At 52.1% G+C, this 19,222-nt stretch carries 17 protein-coding genes; 10 read left to right on the top strand and 7 right to left on the bottom strand.

Going from position 1 to position 19,222, the window contains the following annotated elements; genetic code table 11:
* Positions 1–4 precede the first annotated feature (4 nt).
* The 4 genes from accC (at position 5) to fis (ending at position 3,873) form a co-directional block, all read left to right on the top strand.
* Complete coding sequence (accC, locus tag E8E00_RS00730; RefSeq protein ID WP_096630164.1) at positions 5–1,348, top strand: acetyl-CoA carboxylase biotin carboxylase subunit; 1,344 nt, start codon at positions 5–7, stop codon at positions 1,346–1,348.
* A gap of 123 nt (positions 1,349–1,471) precedes the next feature.
* The gene (gene prmA / locus E8E00_RS00725; RefSeq protein WP_096630167.1) at positions 1,472–2,359 is read left to right on the top strand and encodes a 50S ribosomal protein L11 methyltransferase; all 888 of its coding nucleotides are present in this window, start codon (positions 1,472–1,474) and stop codon (positions 2,357–2,359) included.
* Between the two features lie 229 nt (positions 2,360–2,588).
* Complete coding sequence (dusB, locus tag E8E00_RS00720; protein WP_069587013.1) at positions 2,589–3,554, top strand: tRNA dihydrouridine synthase DusB; 966 nt, start codon at positions 2,589–2,591, stop codon at positions 3,552–3,554.
* Positions 3,555–3,576: 22 nt separating this feature from the next.
* Positions 3,577–3,873, top strand: coding sequence for a DNA-binding transcriptional regulator Fis (gene fis, locus E8E00_RS00715; RefSeq protein ID WP_002542007.1), 297 nt, complete (start codon positions 3,577–3,579; stop codon positions 3,871–3,873).
* A gap of 89 nt (positions 3,874–3,962) precedes the next feature.
* On the opposite strand, the gene zntR is transcribed toward fis, so the two are convergent.
* The gene (gene zntR / locus E8E00_RS00710; RefSeq protein WP_069586985.1) at positions 3,963–4,397 is read right to left on the bottom strand and encodes a Zn(2+)-responsive transcriptional regulator; all 435 of its coding nucleotides are present in this window, start codon (positions 4,395–4,397) and stop codon (positions 3,963–3,965) included.
* A gap of 261 nt (positions 4,398–4,658) precedes the next feature.
* Between zntR and purH the strand changes: the two genes are divergently transcribed.
* The gene (purH, locus tag E8E00_RS00705) at positions 4,659–6,248 is read left to right on the top strand and encodes a bifunctional phosphoribosylaminoimidazolecarboxamide formyltransferase/IMP cyclohydrolase (protein WP_096630169.1); all 1,590 of its coding nucleotides are present in this window, start codon (positions 4,659–4,661) and stop codon (positions 6,246–6,248) included.
* Positions 6,249–6,269: 21 nt separating this feature from the next.
* Entirely contained in the window at positions 6,270–7,559 is a 1,290-nt protein-coding gene (purD, locus tag E8E00_RS00700; protein WP_096630172.1) for a phosphoribosylamine--glycine ligase, read from the top strand.
* 50 nt (positions 7,560–7,609) lie between these two features.
* On the opposite strand, the gene E8E00_RS00695 is transcribed toward purD, so the two are convergent.
* The gene (locus E8E00_RS00695) at positions 7,610–8,281 is read right to left on the bottom strand and encodes a DUF1481 domain-containing protein (protein WP_069586988.1); all 672 of its coding nucleotides are present in this window, start codon (positions 8,279–8,281) and stop codon (positions 7,610–7,612) included.
* Positions 8,282–8,343: 62 nt separating this feature from the next.
* Positions 8,344–8,616: a nucleoid-associated protein HU-alpha gene (gene hupA, locus E8E00_RS00690; protein WP_069586989.1), complete on the bottom strand. Its 273-nt coding sequence runs from the start codon at positions 8,614–8,616 to the stop codon at positions 8,344–8,346.
* A 224-nt stretch (positions 8,617–8,840) separates the two neighbouring features.
* Here hupA and E8E00_RS00685 point away from each other — a divergent pair, with 224 nt between their 5' ends.
* A complete protein-coding gene (locus tag E8E00_RS00685; RefSeq protein ID WP_077640704.1) occupies positions 8,841–9,935 on the top strand; it encodes a CNNM domain-containing protein in 1,095 nt (364 codons plus the stop codon).
* 52 nt (positions 9,936–9,987) lie between these two features.
* Here E8E00_RS00685 and E8E00_RS00680 read toward each other — a convergent pair whose 3' ends face one another.
* Positions 9,988–10,575, bottom strand: coding sequence for a YjaG family protein (locus E8E00_RS00680; protein WP_077456048.1), 588 nt, complete (start codon positions 10,573–10,575; stop codon positions 9,988–9,990).
* Positions 10,576–10,667: 92 nt separating this feature from the next.
* On the opposite strand from E8E00_RS00680, the gene E8E00_RS00675 reads away from it, so the two are divergent.
* Both E8E00_RS00675 and E8E00_RS00670 read left to right on the top strand, forming a co-directional pair.
* A complete protein-coding gene (locus E8E00_RS00675; protein WP_096630175.1) occupies positions 10,668–11,573 on the top strand; it encodes a D-2-hydroxyacid dehydrogenase in 906 nt (301 codons plus the stop codon).
* On the top strand, positions 11,574–12,170 hold the full coding sequence (locus E8E00_RS00670; protein WP_096630177.1) for a uracil-DNA glycosylase family protein: 597 nt from the start codon (positions 11,574–11,576) through the stop codon (positions 12,168–12,170).
* Positions 12,171–12,201: 31 nt separating this feature from the next.
* Here the strand turns inward: E8E00_RS00670 and hemE are convergent, their stop codons facing one another.
* Both hemE and nudC read right to left on the bottom strand, forming a co-directional pair.
* Complete coding sequence (hemE, locus tag E8E00_RS00665) at positions 12,202–13,266, bottom strand: uroporphyrinogen decarboxylase (protein ID WP_069586994.1); 1,065 nt, start codon at positions 13,264–13,266, stop codon at positions 12,202–12,204.
* Between the two features lie 219 nt (positions 13,267–13,485).
* Positions 13,486–14,256 (bottom strand): NAD(+) diphosphatase, encoded by a 771-nt coding sequence (gene nudC / locus E8E00_RS00660; RefSeq protein WP_096630180.1) that lies wholly within the window; start codon positions 14,254–14,256, stop codon positions 13,486–13,488.
* A 144-nt stretch (positions 14,257–14,400) separates the two neighbouring features.
* Here nudC and E8E00_RS00655 point away from each other — a divergent pair, with 144 nt between their 5' ends.
* The gene (locus tag E8E00_RS00655) at positions 14,401–14,886 is read left to right on the top strand and encodes an Rsd/AlgQ family anti-sigma factor (protein ID WP_069586996.1); all 486 of its coding nucleotides are present in this window, start codon (positions 14,401–14,403) and stop codon (positions 14,884–14,886) included.
* 109 nt (positions 14,887–14,995) lie between these two features.
* Here the strand turns inward: E8E00_RS00655 and rpoC are convergent, their stop codons facing one another.
* On the bottom strand, positions 14,996–19,210 hold the full coding sequence (gene rpoC / locus E8E00_RS00650; RefSeq protein ID WP_069586997.1) for a DNA-directed RNA polymerase subunit beta': 4,215 nt from the start codon (positions 19,208–19,210) through the stop codon (positions 14,996–14,998).
* Positions 19,211–19,222: the final 12 nt, after the last annotated feature.

Here is a 19,222-nt window from a genome sequence, read left to right as displayed (position 1 = left end):
CCGTATGTTAGATAAAATTGTTATCGCCAACCGCGGTGAAATCGCGCTACGGATCTTACGTGCTTGTAAAGAACTCGGCATTAAAACGGTGGCGGTACACTCCACTGCAGACCGCGATTTAAAGCACGTCCTGTTAGCGGATGAAACGGTTTGTATCGGCCCAGCACCGAGCAACCAAAGCTACCTAAATATTCCTCGTATCATCAGCGCCGCTGAAATCACCGGCGCGGTGGCGATTCACCCAGGTTATGGCTTCCTGTCGGAAAACGCCGATTTTGCTGAGCAAGTAGAGCGCTCTGGCTTTGTCTTTGTCGGCCCCAAAGCCGACACTATTCGTCTGATGGGTGACAAGGTCTCTGCAATCGAAGCGATGAAAAAAGCAGGCGTCCCTTGTGTCCCTGGCTCTGACGGCCCATTGGGTAGCGATCAGGAAAAGAACAAAACCATCGCCAAACGTATTGGCTACCCGGTGATCATCAAAGCGTCAGGCGGCGGCGGTGGCCGTGGTATGCGTGTGGTTCGCTCTGAAGCCGAACTGGTGGATGCCATTGCGATGACCCGCGCCGAAGCCAAAGCCGCGTTTAGCAACGACATGGTGTACATGGAGAAATTCCTTGAGAACCCACGCCACGTCGAAGTGCAAGTCTTGGCGGACGGCCAAGGTGGTGCCATTCATCTCGGTGAGCGTGATTGCTCGATGCAACGCCGTCACCAAAAGGTGGTTGAAGAAGCGCCAGCGCCGGGTATTACCGCTGAAATGCGTAAGTTTATCGGCGAGCGTTGCTGCCGTGCCTGTATCGAAATCGGTTATCGCGGCGCAGGTACCTTTGAATTCTTATACGAAAACGGCGAATTCTTCTTTATCGAGATGAACACCCGTATCCAAGTTGAACACCCTGTCACCGAAATGGTTACCGGTGTGGATCTGGTCAAAGAGCAACTGCGCATTGCAGCGGGTCAGCCTCTGTCGTTTACCCAAGATGACATTCGTATTCGCGGCCATGCCGTCGAATGTCGTATTAATGCCGAAGACCCAGAGCGCTTTATTCCGAGCCCGGGTAAAATCGAGCGTTTCCACTCACCAGGCGGTATGGGTGTGCGTTGGGAGTCACATGTGTATGCGGGCTACCGTGTTCCCCCTCACTATGACTCCATGATTGGTAAGCTGATTTGTTACGGTGAGAATCGCGACGTTGCTATTGCTCGTATGCGCAATGCGCTGGCCGAAACCGTGATTGATGGCATTAAAACCAATATCCCGCTGCAAATCGATATTATGAACGATGAGCACTTCCAACACGGTGGTGCCAACATTCACTATCTCGAGAAGAAACTCGGATTGTCTTAATCTGCTTTTGAAAACGGATAGACGTAAAACGACCTACATCCTCGTAGGTCGTTTTTGTTTACGGCATACACAACACGGATCTGATAAAATCATCGTCATTCGTTGATCAACTCGAGATTCACCATGCCTTGGATCCAATTAAAACTAAATGCAACTGCTGAAAATGCAGAAGCCATTGGCGACCTACTAATGGAAGAAGCGGGCGCCCTTTCCGTCACCTTTTTAGATGCCAAAGACACGCCTGTTTTTGAACCTTTGCCTGGTGAAACCCGTCTGTGGGGCGAAACCGACATCATGGCGTTATACGACGCCCAAGCGGACATGGCGACCGTGTTGGCAGTGTTAAACGCAAGCCCATTGTTGGCGGACAACTTTGCCCACAAGATCGAACAGCTTGAGGATAAAGACTGGGAACGCGCTTGGATGGATAACTTCAAGCCAATGCAGTTTGGTGAACGCTTATGGATCTGCCCAACGTGGTGTGAAGTCCCTGATGATAATGCCGTCAACGTGATGCTCGACCCAGGCCTCGCCTTTGGCACAGGATCACACCCGACCACCGCGCTTTGCCTCGAGTGGCTCGACGGACTCGACCTCAGTGGTAAAACAGTGATCGACTTCGGTTGTGGCTCTGGGATCCTCGCGATTGCCGCCATCAAACTCGGTGCCGAGCGTGTGATTGGCATTGATATCGATCCTCAAGCACTACTGGCGTCCAAAGATAACGCAGAGCGCAACGGTGTCGCCGACCAACTGCACTTGTATTTGCCTAAAGACCAACCGGCCGATCTCCAAGCCGATGTGGTGGTGGCCAATATTCTGGCCGGTCCACTCCGTGAGCTGTCTGGCGTGATCAAAGGACTCATCAAACCCGGCGGCCAATTAGCGATGTCTGGTGTCCTCGATACCCAAGCAGAAGACGTCGCCAATCACTACCGCGACAGCCTCACTATCGAGCCGATCGTAGAACGTGAAGAGTGGTGCCGAATTAGCGGTCAGTTACCCGCTTAATCGTTCGCATCGTCGTACAAACGGCTTACCGTACCCTTAACAAGGTCGGTAAGTCATCGTTGACGTGCTACTCGAAATGCTTGATTAATCAGCGAAACGCGACTGATACAAAAAGTGCTGTAAAAATCAAGCCATCAATGCTCAAATATTGTCCTTTTCAGACGCGTCAAAAATGCGTAAAATGCGCGCCCTTGCTGACTCAGAGCGGCTGACAGAGGATTTAGAGCTTTTGCGTATCGGACCTTATAACCTGGATGTCCCGTTGATCGTTGCCCCAATGGCAGGTGTCACGGACCGACCTTTTCGTGAGTTATGTCTTGCGCACGGCGCAGGCATGGCGGTCAGTGAAATGATGTCGTCTAATCCAGCCTTATGGCGAACGAACAAATCGCAAAAGCGCATGGTTCATATTGACGAGTCTGGCCTTCGTTCGGTTCAGATCGCCGGTGCCGAGCCAGAGCTAATGGCCGAGGCGGCCCGCTTTTGTGTCGAAAACGGGGCACAAGTCATCGACATCAACATGGGTTGCCCAGTGAAAAAGGTCAATAAGAAGTTAGCCGGCTCTGCCTTGCTAACGCGACCGGACCTCATTGAGCAAATCCTCAAAGCCACGGTAAACGCGGTGGATGTGCCGGTGACATTGAAAACCCGTACAGGTTGGGACCCGGACAATAAGAACTGTGTAGAGATCGCCCGGATGGCGGAAGATTGTGGTATCCAAGCCCTTGCCCTGCATGGCCGCACGCGCGCCTGTATGTACAAAGGGGAAGCGGAGTACGACAGCATTAAAGCAGCCAAAGCGGCTGTGTCGATCCCAGTGATTGCCAATGGCGACATTGATTCTCCGGAAAAAGCACGTTATGTGCTGGATTACACAGGAGCTGATGCATTAATGATTGGTCGTCCTGCTCAAGGACGCCCGTGGATTTTTCGCGAAATCCACCACTATCTCACCACTGGTGAGTACCTGCCTGCCCCTTCACTAGAAGAGGTTAGGACGATTTTGTTGGGTCATGTTCAAGAGCTTCATCACTTTTATGGGGAGCTCAAAGGATTACGTATCGCCCGTAAGCACGTGGGTTGGTACCTGAAAGAGCATGATCAAATTGGCGATTTTCGCCGAACCTTCAACGCAATCGAAGATGCACAACAGCAGATCGATGCGCTGCAAGGCTACTTCGACAACGTTGCATAAATACGAGAAGAGCTGACAGAATATGTTCGAACAAAACCTGACTTCCGAAGCATTGACAGTAACGACTGTAACTTCACAAGATCAAATTACGCAAAAGCCACTTCGTGACTCTGTAAAAGCATCCCTGAAGAACTACCTAGCGCAATTGAATGGCCAGGAAGTCAACGATCTGTATGAGCTTGTCCTCGCAGAAGTTGAGCAGCCACTGCTGGATACCATCATGCAATACACCCGCGGTAACCAAACCCGCGCAGCCACCATGATGGGCATCAACCGCGGTACATTGCGTAAGAAACTGAAAAAATACGGCATGAACTAATCAATCATTGGTTTGGCTGTTATAAAACGGGCTAGCCGTCAATCGGTTAGCCCGTTTTTGTTTTCTCTGATGGTACAACGTACCTTCCCTTAACAGCATGGGTTGGAATCTTCGCTGTCCGCTAGGGTTTCTAATATCGAGCAATGGGTCGCGTCATCGTCGTCCATACCGCAGCAGGCGGCATTTAAGCGTGTCAGTGCATGCTTGACCCGCTCAAGCGCGGCTATCTTCTCTGAGACCTCATTCAGGCGCCGCTGGGTGATCCCTTTGACTTCTGCACAGGTGTGTAACGTCGCTTCTTCGCGAATGTCAGACAGCTCGTGAATTTCATCAAGCGATAACCCCATTTCTTTGCCGCGCAAAATGAACATGACTTGGCTAATGGCATCATCGGCATAAAGCCGGTATCCACCCTCTGTGCGCGCACTCGGTGCTAGCAAGCCTGATTTTTCATAAAAACGCAGCGTATCGGTGGAGACACCACAGTGCTTGGCTAGCTCACCGATTTGCAGCAACTTGGTCATCACCGCTCCTTTTCATGTTGGATGAACCTTCTTTTTGTAGCAAAGGCGGGTTCTTATGACCAGCGTTGCATGAAGGCGAGCAACGACAGCCGGATAAAAACAATAAAAATGTCGCCATCAGCAAATAGCAATCGATTGCGCAAACAAAATCAGATAGAATGTCGCCGCTTTGACAATTGGCGGTTTAATAAAGCTTATCCCTGTTGATAGACACGATGGGCTTTGATAAGCATTCAATCTGTCAGTGAAGAGAACTAAGCCATGGAAAATCTGCGTCCTATTCGTCGCGCGTTACTCAGCGTGTCTGATAAAACCGGTGTGGTCGAGTTTGCCCAAGCACTCGCCCAACGCGGTGTCGAACTGCTATCGACCGGCGGTACTGCCCGTTTACTCGCAGAAAACGGCCTCGCGGTCACCGAAGTCTCCGAGCATACCGGCTTCCCAGAAATGATGGATGGCCGCGTGAAAACCCTCCACCCGAAAATTCACGGCGGCATTTTGGGCCGACGCGGTCAAGACGATGCGGTAATGGAACAGCATCAGATCGCACCGATTGATATGGTGGTGGTGAATCTCTACCCGTTCGCACAAACCGTTGCCAACCCAGATTGCACACGCGAGCAAGCCATCGAGAATATCGATATCGGCGGCCCAACCATGGTGCGCTCAGCGGCGAAAAATCATGCCGACGTCACCATTGTGGTGAACAGCCAAGACTATGATCGCGTGCTTACCGAGATGGATCAGCACCAGCAGTCTTTGACACATGCCACGCGCTTTGATTTAGCCATTGCCGCGTTTGAGCACACCGCGGCCTACGACGCCATGATTGCGAATTACTTTGGCACCCAAGTGCCTGCCTATCATCAGGCAGAAGAGAGCCAAGACTCGCCATTCCCACGCACCCTGACCCAACATTGGGTTAAAAAGCAAGACATGCGCTACGGCGAAAACAGCCATCAGGCAGGTGCGTTTTATACCGAAGCCCAACCGCAAGAAGCCTCGGTGGCAACGGCGACCCAACTACAGGGCAAAGCGCTGTCTTATAACAATATCGCTGACACCGATGCGGCATTAGAGTGCGTAAAAGAGTTTGAGCAGCCTGCCTGTGTGATTGTAAAGCACGCCAACCCCTGTGGCGTTGCCATTGGCGAAGACTTACTCAGCGCCTATCAGCGTGCTTATCAGACCGATCCGACCTCAGCATTTGGTGGCATTATTGCCTTTAACCGTGAACTGGACGGCGACACGGCACTCGCCATTGTTGAACGTCAATTTGTTGAAGTGATCATCGCACCTCGCGTCAGTGAGGCCGCCAAAGCAGCGGTTGCGGCAAAGAAAAACGTCCGTCTTCTCGAGTGCGGCCAGTGGCAAGCGCGCACCACAGGGTGGGATAGCAAGCGCGTCAATGGCGGCTTGTTAGTCCAAGCACGCGACCAAGGTATGGTCGGTTTAGACGATTTGCGTATTGTCACTGAGCGTCAGCCCACAGACAAAGAGCTTAGCGATGCGCTATTTTGCTGGAAAGTGGCAAAATACGTGAAATCAAACGCGATTGTGTATGCCAAAGACAGCATGACCATCGGCGTGGGCGCCGGCCAAATGAGCCGCGTCTACTCGGCGAAAATAGCTGGCATCAAAGCGGCCGATGAGCAGCTCGAAGTGGCCGGTAGCGTGATGGCCTCCGATGCCTTCTTCCCTTTCCGTGACGGCATTGATGCTGCAGCAAAAGCTGGGATCAGCTGCGTGATCCAACCGGGCGGTTCGATGCGTGATGACGAAGTGATTGCTGCCGCCAATGAGCATGGTATGGCGATGGTCTTTACCGGTATGCGCCATTTCCGCCACTAAATGGGCGATGAAGGAGAACACATGAAGGTATTAGTTATTGGTGGCGGTGGCCGCGAACATGCGCTGGCATGGAAAGCCGCCCAATCATCCAACGTTGAGCTCGTGTATTGTGCGCCGGGGAACGCCGGCACCGCGCATGAAAACAAGTTGAGTAATATTGCGATCGCGGCTGATGACGTTGAAGGATTACTGGCCTTTGCCCGCGAGCAACAAATTGATTTGACCATCGTGGGCCCTGAAGCACCCTTGGTGTTGGGCGTGGTCGATGCCTTCCGCGAGCACGGCTTGGCCATCTTTGGTCCTACTCAAGCGGCCGCGCAACTTGAGGGTTCGAAAGCCTTCAGTAAAGACTTTTTAGCGCGTCACGGCATTCCCACCGCTGACTACCAAACTTTTTCGACGGTAGAGCCCGCGCTAGCCTACATCGCCGAAAAAGGCGCGCCCATTGTGGTCAAAGCCGACGGCCTTGCCGCTGGAAAAGGGGTCATTGTGGCGATGACCGAGCAAGAAGCCACCGAGGCAGTGCGCGATATGCTCTCCGGCAATGCGTTTGGTGAGGCCGGTCACCGCGTGGTCATCGAGGAATTTCTGCAAGGTGAAGAAGCAAGCTTTATCGTCATGGTCGATGGTGAGCATGTGCTGCCAATGGCCACCAGCCAAGACCACAAACGGGTCGGAGAAGGCGATACCGGCCTTAACACTGGCGGTATGGGCGCATACTCGCCCGCTCCAGTGGTCACCGATGCAATCCATCAACGTGTGATGGACGAGGTGATCATGCCAACAGTAGAAGGCATGCGCGCCGATGGTGTGCCGTATACGGGCTTTCTGTATGCAGGCTTGATGATCAGTGCCGATGGGACGCCAAAAGTGATCGAGTTTAACTGTCGCTTTGGCGATCCGGAAACCCAGCCGATTATGATGCGCTTGCAATCTGACTTGGTTGAGCTTTGCCTGGCAGGCACGCAAGGACGCCTTGATAAGGTTGAGTCCAAGTGGGATCCGCGTGCAGCAGTGGGCGTGGTATTGGCAGCAGGCGGCTATCCGGGTGACTATCGCAAAGGGGATCGTATCTCTGGGTTGCCCACCGATAGCGAGACCGTCAAAGTATTTCATGCCGGTACCGCACTGAAAGACGGCGACATCGTCACTGCTGGCGGGCGGGTGCTTTGCGCTACGGCATTAGGCGAGAGTGTCACTATCGCAAAACAAAGAGCTGATGCGCTGGCTGCCATGATCCAGTGGCCGGGCTGCTTTTATCGCCGTGATATAGCCCATCGCGCCATCGCACGCGAAAACGTTACATCATAAGCAAATCAGTGACCGAGACCCTGCCACAATGCGCCCTCGGGGCGCATTTTTTATTCTGCCAATAGCTGAGGACGGGTTAAGCACGCCTTTTCACGGCGCACCAAGACCAAGGCATCGATGGTATCTTTGCCAATACCGGGATTCCCAGCGCCAATCACAAAGGTACCCGGCTGGAGCAGCTTGCTCACCACCACAGGCGGGATCGCATCATCAAAGACCCAACGCTGCCGTTCGCCACGGCAATCTACCCAATATTCACCTATTCGCTGTCCCTGCAAGACAGACACATTACGTGCGATTTGACCTTGGGCTTGGTCGAGGATCTGATTGGACTCTTGATACAGGCGCGTTAACGCTGCACTGTCGAGGGGAATAATCGCGCCATCTTGGCGATAGCGTTGAAATACAGGTTCGCCACTGGCATCAAAACGAACATGGAGGGAAAAAGGGACACGCGTATTGCCTGCGAGCTGTTCACCTTCACGCTTTAAGGCACGTAATTGGCCATCTCGCCACACATATTCGCCGCGGTACTCGCCGTAATCTCCTTGCCAAACATGCTCTGACAAGCTGATTGGGCGCCCCTGTTGGCTATCGAGCCAATAGACCGCACTGTGGTCACCCGCAACAGAGGCTGTTACCCGTGTGACAGGCTTAGGGGGTTCGCCACGGCTACAGGCCGTGAGCAGTATGATCAGCGATAACGCCCATACTCTTCGCATTTTGCGTCACCCAGAGACAAAAACGCCATAGCAGAGGCTATGGCGATAATGACGATTGACGCTTACTTAACCGCGTCTTTCAGTGCTTTACCTGCCACAAAGGCTGGCACGTTAGCCGCTGAAATTTGGATCTCTTGACCCGTCTGTGGGTTACGACCCGTGCGCGCTGCACGGTGGTTTACTTTAAACGTACCGAAGCCAATCAGTTGTACCTGCTCGCCTTCTTTTAGGGCACCTTCAATTCCGCCCAAAGTCGCTTCCAGTGCTGCTTTTGCTTGCGCTTTTGAAAGGTCGGCTTTTTCAGCGATCAGGTCGATCAGTTGGGTCTTGTTCATTATGTCTTCCCTTCTAGGTTTTTTTAGAGACGAGCTCACTCTAATTCAAAAGAAGCCCGACTGGCAAAGGTTTGTGGCGCTTGGTGAGACTATATGGAGGCTCTTTAACCACAAACTGAGCGCGATCTCACAATTTGTTGCGCTTTTTCTCATTTGAATGGTTGTAAAAGCCCGCCACTGGCCTGATCTTTAAGGGGACGACTGGCTTTCATACTCGGGAATATATGCTGACTCTTGTCCTATTTATCTCATTATCTATTGGTGTATCTTTCATTTGTTCTGTGCTTGAAGCAATCCTATTGAGTATTACGCCAAGCTATTTGGCGAATCTCCGTCAGCAAGAACACCCAGCCGCGGCGAAACTGACCGCCTTAAAAGATAATATCGACCGACCACTGGCTTCGATCCTCACCTTAAACACCATTGCGCACACCGTGGGGGCAGCAGGGGCAGGAGCTCAAGCGGCCAATGTGTTTGGCGATGCATGGGTTGGGGTATTCTCCGCAGTACTCACACTGGCTATTTTATTACTCTCCGAGATTATCCCAAAAACCATTGGTGCCAACTTCTGGCCGCAATTGGCGCCAGGGGCGGCGATTGTATTGAAGTGGATGGTATGGGGCCTGACCCCCTTTGTGTGGGTATCCGAGCAAATAACCAAGCGTCTTAGCTCTGACGCGACCCATGTCAAACTGCGTGATGAAATCTCGGCCATGGCGATGCTCGCCTCAGAAAGTGGTGAAATGGGTGAAGATGAAACCCAGATGCTCAACAACATGTTGAAACTGCGTGAGCTCCCTGCCACGCAGTTGATGACCCCACGTCCGGTGCTTTTTCGTGTCCCTGCGGAGATGAGCGTAGATACCTTTTTAACCGAACACAGTGACTGTCCCTTCTCGCGCCCGTTGATTTATGGCGAACAGCGTGATGATATTTTAGGTTTTGTCCACAAATCCGATATCTATGCCGCTAAGACACGCGGTGCTAGGCGCACCACCTTGGGTAACCTGATGCGCCCACTCGCGGTGATTTTACCCGGCAATAGTGTATTACAAGCGTTCGATATCTTAATGATCCGCCGCGCGCAATTGGCGATGATTGTGGACGAGTACGGGACGGTACAAGGGATTATCACGCTGGAAGATATTTTTGAGTACTTAACCGGTCGCGAGATCATTGATGAAGCGGACACGGTCACCGATATGCAGCAGTTGGCCTACCAGCGTTGGGAGTCATGGAAAAAGCAGCATAAGATGATTGAGAGCCAAGACGACGATGAACCGCCCGTACAGCGTCAATCGGATGAGTCATCGGGGTAACCTAAACACAAAAGGCGGCCGAAGCCGCCTTTTTTATCTCATTTTCCGCCGTTCAAAGGCTTAATCCTAAGTTGCTCACACCCGCTTCGCGTAACTCTTGGCGAATGCCTTTGAGCATCTCAACGTCGCGGGTATCCGCACTTTTCAGTACGCGGAAGATCGCCCACTGCGCGTCCCATTCGTCACACACAGCTTCATTCGCCTTCTGGTTTTCATCGGTGACCGCATCGCCGGTTTGTGCTTCTTCCAGTTGCGCGACACTCATCACCGACTGCTGACTCACTTTCAGCGTAATGGTCAGCATTTCATCACGGTCAAGCAAGGCGTGAAGAAGGTGTGATAACGCCGCACAGGCATCAATGGCTGGATAAGTGAGGTAAATCGCGTCATCGGTGAGCGCAGGGATCAATGGCTCCAGCTTTTCTAGCTGTCGCTCAAAGTCAATTTTGGCCCCTTTCACTGTTTGTGATTCCCACACTGCATCAAGAATATTGCGAAACGCTTGAGGGTCAGCAAATTCAGTTTGCGCACAGTAAAGGGCATAGTTAGGGTACATACGCTCCACCAGCGCAGCCATAAAACTGACGTGCTGCCAAGTCTCACATTTTTCCAAACGCAGTTGTAAGGGGTTTCTTAACATAGCCAATTGATCTTAAATAACGGGGGACAATTGTCCGTCGGTAAATTGGGTGCAAGTGTACTTGATTCACCGCCCCATAAAAAGGAGCCTTTGTGGATAAAGTTTATGTGATCAGTGAGCATGCCGCGACCTACCATCAATTACTGGCGACGGCCCAACTCCCCGATCTCGCCCTCACGCATAACGCAGAAGAGGCCACGATCTGGCTAGCTGACCCACCGCTTGCCGTGTCAAAGCTGCCTCATGCCAACGCGTTGCGCTGGTTGCAATCCACCTTTGCCGGGACCGATGCGCTGATTCAGGCGCCGTTCCGCCACTATCAGCTCACCAATGTGCGCGGTATTTTTGGCCCCTTAATGGCCGAATATGTTTTCGGACACCTACTGACGAATACTCGCCATATTGGTCAGTACGCCAAACAGCAAGCGCAGTGTCACTGGCAGCCTCAGCCCTATCAGTCATTGCATGGGCAAACGCTCGCCATTTTAGGCACAGGGGCGATTGGCCAGCATATCGCGACCGTCGCTCACGCGTTTGGCATGACGGTACTGGGCACTAACCAAACCGGCCGGTCTGTCGAGGCGTTTGATCACACCATGACACTGCCCGAATTACAGCAACGGTTGCGTGAGGTTGATGTGTTAGTCAGCACCTTGCCCGCCACAGACAAAACACACCAATGCCTGAATGCAGCTTTTTGGCAGCATGCGCAGGATCTTTTCTTTATTAATGTCGGGCGTGGTGCCACCGTAGATGAGCACGCCCTGATCCACGCACTGGAGGCGAAGCAGCTTCGCGGCGCGGTCTTAGATGTGATGCAACAGGAGCCACTGCCCGAGTCGCATCCGTTTTGGACACACCCCAAGGTGACAGTGACGCCGCATATTGCTGCCGTTAGCTTCCCCGATCAGGTCTTTACGCTGTTTGCGGATAATTACCGACGCTGGCATGCTGGCAAGCCTTTGGTCCACTACGTCGATTTTGACAAAGGATACTAGATGACGTTTTCGGATTTGGAGACGGCGTTATCCGCAGCACAAGCATGCCAATTGTGCCAACATTGGCTATCCGATGGACCTCGTCCCGTGATCCAAGCCAGTACGGATGCGCGGGTACTGATTATCGGCCAAGCACCCGGTAGGCGCGTCCATGACAGTGGCCTGCCTTTTAATGATCCCAGTGGCGACCGCTTACGAGAATGGCTGGGGGTCACGCGCGAGCAATTCTATCAGCCTGACTTATTTGCCATTATGCCGATGGGGCTCTGTTATCCGGGCAAAGGTAAATCGGGCGATCTGCCGCCTGCCCGCATTTGTGCACCTGTGTGGCACAAGGCAATCAAAGCGCACCTCCCTAACGTTGCGGTGACCTTGCTGATTGGCCAGTATGCTCAGCAGTACTATTTAGCCAATAAGCCCAAAACATTGACCGAAACCGTCAAACATTGGCGGCAGTGGGCACCGCACACTTTTGTGCTACCTCACCCTTCGCCCAGAAATACGTTATGGCTACGTCGTCACCCATGGTTTGAAGAACAGGTAGTGCCAGCCCTGCAAACGCAGATCCAACAGGCGTTGTTCACTGCACCGAGGTAAAAAAACGCTCGCCATTGGCGAGCGTGCTAGCTTAGTCGTGATACGGACGGGACAATTCATGCACCGCATCGACAAACACCCCGGCGTTTTCCGGCGGGACATCGAGGTGGATCCCGTGGCCGAGATTAAAGACATGGCCTGTCCCTTCGCCAAATCCTTCTAGGATAGTCGCAACCTCTTGACGGATACGATCAGGCTGAGCATAGAGGATGGACGGGTCCATATTGCCTTGCAAGGCCACTTTATCACCAATCCGTGCTTTGGCATCGGCAATATCGATTGTCCAATCTAACCCCACACCATCGCAACCGGTCGCCGCGATTTTCTCAAGCCACATTCCGCCGTTTTTGGTAAACAAGGTCACTGGGACACGACGGCCTTCATGCTCACGGATCAGGCCATCCACAATTTTATGCATGTATTGGAGTGAGAAGTCGTGATAATCACGCGGGGTTAATACCCCACCCCAAGTATCAAAGATCATCACCGATTGGGCGCCCGCTTTGATTTGCGCATTCAAATAGCTGGTCACGCTATCGGCAAGCTTATCGAGTAATGCATGCAGGGTTTGTGGCTCGGCATACATCATCTTCTTAAGCTTGGTAAAGGCTTTCGAGCTGCCCCCTTCCACCATGTAGGTGGCGAGCGTCCAAGGGCTGCCGGAAAAACCAATCAAGGGAACGTCTCCGTTCAATTCGTGACGAATGGTGCGTACGGCATTCATCACATATTGCAGCTCACCTTCAGGATCGGGAATGCCGATTTTATCGACGTCCGCCTTACAGGTAATCGGGCGCGCAAACTTCGGCCCCTCTCCGGTCTCAAAATACAAACCCAGTCCCATCGCATCGGGGATGGTCAAAATGTCGGAGAACAGAATAGCGGCATCGAGATCAAAGCGGCGTAATGGTTGTAAAGTCACTTCACACGCCAGTTCTGCATTTTTACACAATGACAGAAAATCACCGGCTTGCGCACGTACTTCGCGGTATTCTGGCAGATAGCGACCAGCTTGACGCATCATCCACACGGGGGTGCAATCCACTGGCTGTTTGAGTAAAGCGCGTAAATAGCGATCGTTTTTCAGTTCAGTCATTGTGTTAAAGCCTGTGAGCGAAAAGAGGCGTCATTGTATCACTGTCGAGTCGCAACAAAAGCCAACCTTTGTTAACAGGATCATAAAACTGTCATCCCAAGGGTGGGCGATGATTGCTGCTTTTCTCACCACATGATACAACCAACGCATAACGACAATAGGTCTGCGAAAGACAATTATGTTCGCATCTTACCCCGGCTTCCCTACGGCCGGGTTTTTTTATTCCTGCGCAAGCGCGCAGCTTGCGTCAATCAAGCGCCGCGCAATGGTCCCTTGAGGTGCAACTGGCGGGAGTGATTGGCAATCAAACCATTGTGCATCCGTCAATTCCTCATAATCTGGCCGTAGCTGACCGCCTGCATAGTCGGCCAAAAAACCCATCATGACATTGGAAGGAAAGGCCCACGGCTGGCTATCCATATAACGGATATTTTTCACCTCAATCCCCGTTTCCTCTTTGACTTCGCGCGCCACGCACTGTTCGAGGGATTCACCGGGCTCAACGAATCCGGCAATCACGGTATACATACCGGTTTTATGCCGTGGATGCTGTGCCAGCAGCAGTCGCTTGTCATCACGTACCGCCACAATCACACAAGGCGAGACACGCGGATAATCGTGACGCTGACAGGCGGCGCACCACATCGCCACCGACTGTGTATCCAAAACCGCACGGTGTCCACAGCAGCCGCAAAATGCTTGCTGCTTTTGCATCACATCAAGCTGAACGACTCGTCCCACTAGCGCAAACAAGTCAGCCGGTAAATCCGATAATAGCGCTCTCAAGCCCGCCATCTCATCACTCGGTAGCATGGTGTTACAATTCCATGCCCCCACCACTGGGATGTGTTGATAATGACCAACAGTGATCGTCGTCTGTACCGCAAACGGCAATTCTGATAGGGATAACAAAGGCAATGTACCGTGAGGGAGCCAGAGTTTTCCGTCGACAACCGCACACAAATAGACGGCTTGTTGATTCTGAGACATGGTCACTTCCTTAGCCTTGCAGCTATACTTGAATACTGGCAATCTAACTTCATAACGTGATGCAAAGGATTGAGCAGCCCGTTAATTTTAAGTTGGCCGTATATAGTGCCACCCATTCGCTGATCGATCACGAGGACGCCGATCATGCTGAAAAAACTTGAACGTACTAAAGCACAATGGAGCGGTTACGATGACGTCATCGATTACTGGCTCGAGTTACGTCGTCAGCTGCTGGTTGAATACTACAACGTGGCAGGTGTCGCGGTAAAAAAGAAGCAGAATCTGCCCAGCAAAGAAGAAATTGACCGCTTCTGCGATCACTTGGTCGATTACATCTCCACGGGGCATTTTAAAATTTATAACATGGTCATGGAGCGATGGCAGTCTACCGGCTTCTCGGCAACACAAGAAACCGATAACTTGTATTTCCGCATTGTTGACACCACGGATCCCCTGCTCGATTTCAACGACAAGTTTAGTGAACTTGATTGGGACGATGAGGACTATCACTTCCCCGACTTTGATGAAGACATCTCATCGGTCGGTGAACTGCTGGAACAACGTTTCGAGTTAGAAGACACGCTGATTCGTGTCATTGCAGACAGTTTGGCCCACCCGCCGGGCGCCTAAAAATAAGCACCGAATCCGTCGCCTCTTAGCGGCGTTTTTTTGTGCTCTAGGGCAGAAAAACAAAAGGCACCTCCGAGGAGGTGCCTTTTCAATGGTGCGAGACAATCCATTAATTGTCGTCGTTCAGTCCTGCATTCAACAGTGCTGCCAGATCTTGTGAGGCTTGCTCAGCATCAATCTGTGGTGCAACAGGCTGTTCAGGCTCAGCACGTTTGGCTTGACGATCTTTATGATACGCGAAACCAGTACCGGCTGGGATCAAACGACCCACAATCACGTTCTCTTTCAGACCACGTAAGTCATCACGTTTACCCGCTACGGCTGCTTCTGTCAGCACGCGCGTGGTTTCCTGGAACGATGCCGCTGAGATGAATGACTCAGTCGCCAACGAGGCTTTAGTGATACCCAACAGGTCACGACCATAGGTCGCTGGACGCTTGCCTTCCGCTTCAAGTTCACGGTTAGCAATGGTCACACGTGAGTATTCCACTTGCTCGCCTTCCAAGAAGTCGGTATCACCTGCAGACTTAATGGTCACCTTACGCAGCATCTGACGCACGATGGTCTCGATGTGCTTATCGTTGATCTTAACGCCTTGCAAACGGTAAACGTCTTGAACTTCGTTGGTGATGTACTCAGCCACTGCGTGAACACCACGCAGACGCAAGATGTCGTGCGGTGATTCTGGACCATCAGCGATCACATCACCTTTCTCGACTTTTTCACCTTCGAATACGTTGAGCTGACGCCATTTTGGAATCATCTCTTCGTAGGCTTGGCCTTCTTCTGGGGTGATGATCAGGCGACGTTTACCTTTGGTTTCTTTACCGAAGGAAACAGTACCTGTGATCTCCGCCAAGATAGCTGGCTCTTTTGGCTTACGCGCTTCGAACAGGTCAGCAACACGTGGCAGACCACCGGTGATATCCTTGGTACCGCCGCTTTCTTGCGGGATACGCGCCAAGGTGTCACCAATGCCAACGTTCGCGCCGTCATCCAGCTGAACAATTGCGTTACCCGGCAAGAAGTATTGAACCGGCATATCAGTGCCTGGGATCATCATGTCATTGCCTTGCGCATCAACCAGTTTCACTGCAGGACGCTTATCTTTACCGGATGATGGGCGCTCAGAGGCATCCATTACCACGATAGAAGACAGGCCGGTCAGTTCATCAGTTTGACGCTGCATGGTGACGCCATCAATCATGTCTACGAAGCGAACGCTACCTTCTACTTCGGTGATGATTGGCATGGTGTGCGGATCCCAGTTAGCAACAACGTCGCCAGCTTCAACCGCTTCACCATCTTTCTTGCTCAGCAAGGCACCGTAAGGCACTTTGTAGCTTTCTTTCGTACGACCGAACTCATCAACAATGGTCATCTCTGACGCACGCGAGGTAATCACTAGCTTACCGTCGCTATTGGTCACGGATTTCACATTGTGCAGGTGCATAGAACCTTTGTTCTTCACCTGAATGTTGTTTTCTGCCGCCGCACGCGATGCCGCACCACCGATGTGGAACGTACGCATGGTCAGCTGTGTACCTGGCTCACCGATAGACTGTGCCGCGATAACGCCCACAGACTCACCGTGGTTCACCAAGTGACCACGTGCCAAATCACGACCGTAACAGTGTGCACAACAACCGAAGTCAGTTTCACAGGTTACGACAGAGCGTACTTTTACCTTATCGACAGAGTGCTGCTCAAGAATGTCACACCACTTCTCATCCAGCAGGGTGTTACGTGGTGCAAGCACCTCGTCAGTACCCGGCTTCAGTACGTCTTCAGCGACGACACGACCCAGCACACGCTCACGCAGTGCTTCTTTCACGTCACCGCCTTCGATAACCGCCATCATGTGGATACCGCCTTCGGTGCCACAATCAGTTTCGGTCACGACCACGTCTTGGGCTACGTCAACCAGACGACGAGTCAGGTAACCTGAGTTCGCTGTCTTCAATGCGGTATCTGCAAGACCCTTACGCGCACCGTGCGTAGAGATAAAGTACTGAAGAACGTTCAGGCCTTCACGGAAGTTCGCCGTGATTGGCGTTTCGATGATAGAGCCATCTGGCTTCGCCATCAGACCACGCATACCGGCTAGCTGACGAATCTGTGCAGCAGAACCACGTGCGCCTGAGTCGGCCATCATGTAAACACTGTTGAACGACTTCTGGGTTTCTTCTTCGCCGTCACGGTTAATCACTGTCTCGTTAGACAGGTTATCCATCATGGCTTTTGCAACTTGTTCGTTCGCTGCAGCCCAGATATCGATCACTTTGTTGTAACGTTCGCCCGCGGTAACCAGACCAGATTGGAACTGCTCTTGGATTTCCGCAACTTCTGCTTCTGCTGCTTCGATCAAGTCGTACTTGGCTTGTGGGATCACCATATCGTCGATACCGACAGAGGTGCCCGACAGTGCCGCGTAGGCAAAACCGGTGTACATGATTTGGTCAGCAAAAATAACGGTGTCTTTCAGACCCAGCTTACGGTAACAGGTGTTGAGCAAGTTAGAGATTTGCTTTTTACCCAACGGCTGGTTAACCAAGTCAAATGACAGGCCTTCCGGTACGATGGTCCATAGCATGGCACGACCGACGGTGGTATCAACCAGTGATACTTTCTCGGTACGAGCGCCCATCTCATCGATATCAACTTGCTTGATACGCACTTTTACACGCGTATGCAGTTCAGCATGGCCAGTACGGTAAACCTTTTCGGCTTCGCCTGGGCCTGCCAAGTACATGCCTTCGCCTTTGCCGTTCACCTTCTCACGGGTCATGTAGTAAAGACCCAGTACCACGTCCTGAGACGGTACGATGATAGGATCACCGGATGCTGGCGATAGGATGTTGTTGGTCGACATCATCAACGCACGCGCTTCGAGCTGGGCTTCCAGCGTCAGCGGTACGTGAACAGCCATCTGGTCACCATCGAAGTCGGCGTTATAGGCCGCACACACCAATGGGTGTAGCTGAATCGCTTTACCTTCGATAAGCACAGGTTCAAACGCTTGGATACCCAAACGGTGAAGTGTTGGTGCACGGTTTAGCAGGACAGGGTGTTCACGGATGACTTCATCCAAGATATCCCACACCACAGCTTCTTCGCGCTCAACCATCTTCTTGGCGGCTTTGATGGTGGTCGCGAGACCACGAGTCTCAAGCTTGCCGTAGATAAACGGTTTAAATAGCTCTAGTGCCATTTTCTTTGGCAGACCACACTGATGCAGACGCAAGTATGGACCTACGGTGATTACCGAACGGCCAGAGTAGTCAACACGTTTACCCAGCAGGTTCTGACGGAAACGACCCTGCTTACCTTTGATCATGTCAGCCAGCGATTTAAGCGGACGCTTGTTCGAGCCAGTGATGGCACGACCACGACGACCGTTATCAAGCAGGGCATCCACAGACTCTTGCAGCATGCGTTTTTCGTTACGCACGATGATGTCTGGTGCAGCAAGATCAAGCAGGCGCTTCAAACGGTTGTTACGGTTGATCACACGACGGTAAAGGTCGTTCAGATCCGAGGTCGCAAAACGACCACCGTCCAACGGTACCAATGGACGCAAGTCTGGCGGCAACACAGGCAGCACAGTCAGGATCATCCACTCAGGATTGTTACCTGATTGCAAGAAGGCTTCCACCAGCTTCAAACGCTTAGTGATCTTCTTACGTTTGGTTTCAGAGTTGGTTTCTTCCAACTCTTCACGCATTTGCTCTGTCTCAACTGACAGATCCATGTTCGCCAGCAGTGCTTTCACTGCTTCTGCGCCCATGCGCGCATCAAATTCGTCGCCCCACTCTTCCAACGCGTCCAAGTACTGCTCTTCAGACAGCATCTGACCACGTTCAAGGTTGGTCATACCTGGCTCAATCACCACGTAGGATTCAAAGTAAAGCACACGCTCGATGTCACGTAGCGGCATGTCCATCAGCAAACCAATGCGTGATGGTAGCGACTTCAGGAACCAAATGTGGGCAACAGGTGAAGCCAGCTCAATGTGACCCATACGCTCACGGCGCACTTTGGTCTGAGTAACTTCAACGCCACATTTTTCACAAATGACGCCACGGTGCTTCAGGCGCTTGTATTTACCACAAAGACATTCGTAGTCTTTGACCGGGCCGAAGATACGTGCACAGAACAAACCGTCACGCTCAGGCTTAAAGGTACGGTAGTTGATGGTTTCTGGCTTTTTCACTTCACCAAACGACCATGAACGGATCATGTCTGGTGAGGCTAGACCGATTTTGATCGAATCAAATTCTTCGGTCTTATGCTGTGCTTTCAGAAACTTAAGTAAGTCTTTCACAATCGGCTCCTG

Source organism: Salinivibrio sp. YCSC6 (assembly GCF_004916735.1).
GTDB classification, from domain to species: Bacteria; Pseudomonadota; Gammaproteobacteria; order Enterobacterales; family Vibrionaceae; genus Salinivibrio; species Salinivibrio proteolyticus.
The sequence above is the reverse complement of the archived record's forward strand: the minus strand, read 5'-3'. Positions and strand labels throughout refer to the sequence as shown.

What these genes read in the sequence shown, in the direction of transcription:
- accC (WP_096630164.1), top strand. Translation starts at nt 5, where the DNA reads ATGTTAGATAAAATTGTTATCGCCAACCGCGGTGAAATCGCGCTACGG.
- prmA (WP_096630167.1), top strand. Translation starts at nt 1,472, where the DNA reads ATGCCTTGGATCCAATTAAAACTAAATGCAACTGCTGAAAATGCAGAA.
- fis (WP_002542007.1), top strand. Translation starts at nt 3,577, where the DNA reads ATGTTCGAACAAAACCTGACTTCCGAAGCATTGACAGTAACGACTGTA.
- zntR (WP_069586985.1), bottom strand. Translation starts at nt 4,397, where the DNA reads ATGACCAAGTTGCTGCAAATCGGTGAGCTAGCCAAGCACTGTGGTGTC.
- purH (WP_096630169.1), top strand. Translation starts at nt 4,659, where the DNA reads ATGGAAAATCTGCGTCCTATTCGTCGCGCGTTACTCAGCGTGTCTGAT.
- purD (WP_096630172.1), top strand. Translation starts at nt 6,270, where the DNA reads ATGAAGGTATTAGTTATTGGTGGCGGTGGCCGCGAACATGCGCTGGCA.
- E8E00_RS00695 (WP_069586988.1), bottom strand. Translation starts at nt 8,281, where the DNA reads ATGCGAAGAGTATGGGCGTTATCGCTGATCATACTGCTCACGGCCTGT.
- hupA (WP_069586989.1), bottom strand. Translation starts at nt 8,616, where the DNA reads ATGAACAAGACCCAACTGATCGACCTGATCGCTGAAAAAGCCGACCTT.
- E8E00_RS00685 (WP_077640704.1), top strand. Translation starts at nt 8,841, where the DNA reads ATGCTGACTCTTGTCCTATTTATCTCATTATCTATTGGTGTATCTTTC.
- E8E00_RS00680 (WP_077456048.1), bottom strand. Translation starts at nt 10,575, where the DNA reads ATGTTAAGAAACCCCTTACAACTGCGTTTGGAAAAATGTGAGACTTGG.
- E8E00_RS00670 (WP_096630177.1), top strand. Translation starts at nt 11,574, where the DNA reads ATGACGTTTTCGGATTTGGAGACGGCGTTATCCGCAGCACAAGCATGC.
- hemE (WP_069586994.1), bottom strand. Translation starts at nt 13,266, where the DNA reads ATGACTGAACTGAAAAACGATCGCTATTTACGCGCTTTACTCAAACAG.
- nudC (WP_096630180.1), bottom strand. Translation starts at nt 14,256, where the DNA reads ATGTCTCAGAATCAACAAGCCGTCTATTTGTGTGCGGTTGTCGACGGA.
- E8E00_RS00655 (WP_069586996.1), top strand. Translation starts at nt 14,401, where the DNA reads ATGCTGAAAAAACTTGAACGTACTAAAGCACAATGGAGCGGTTACGAT.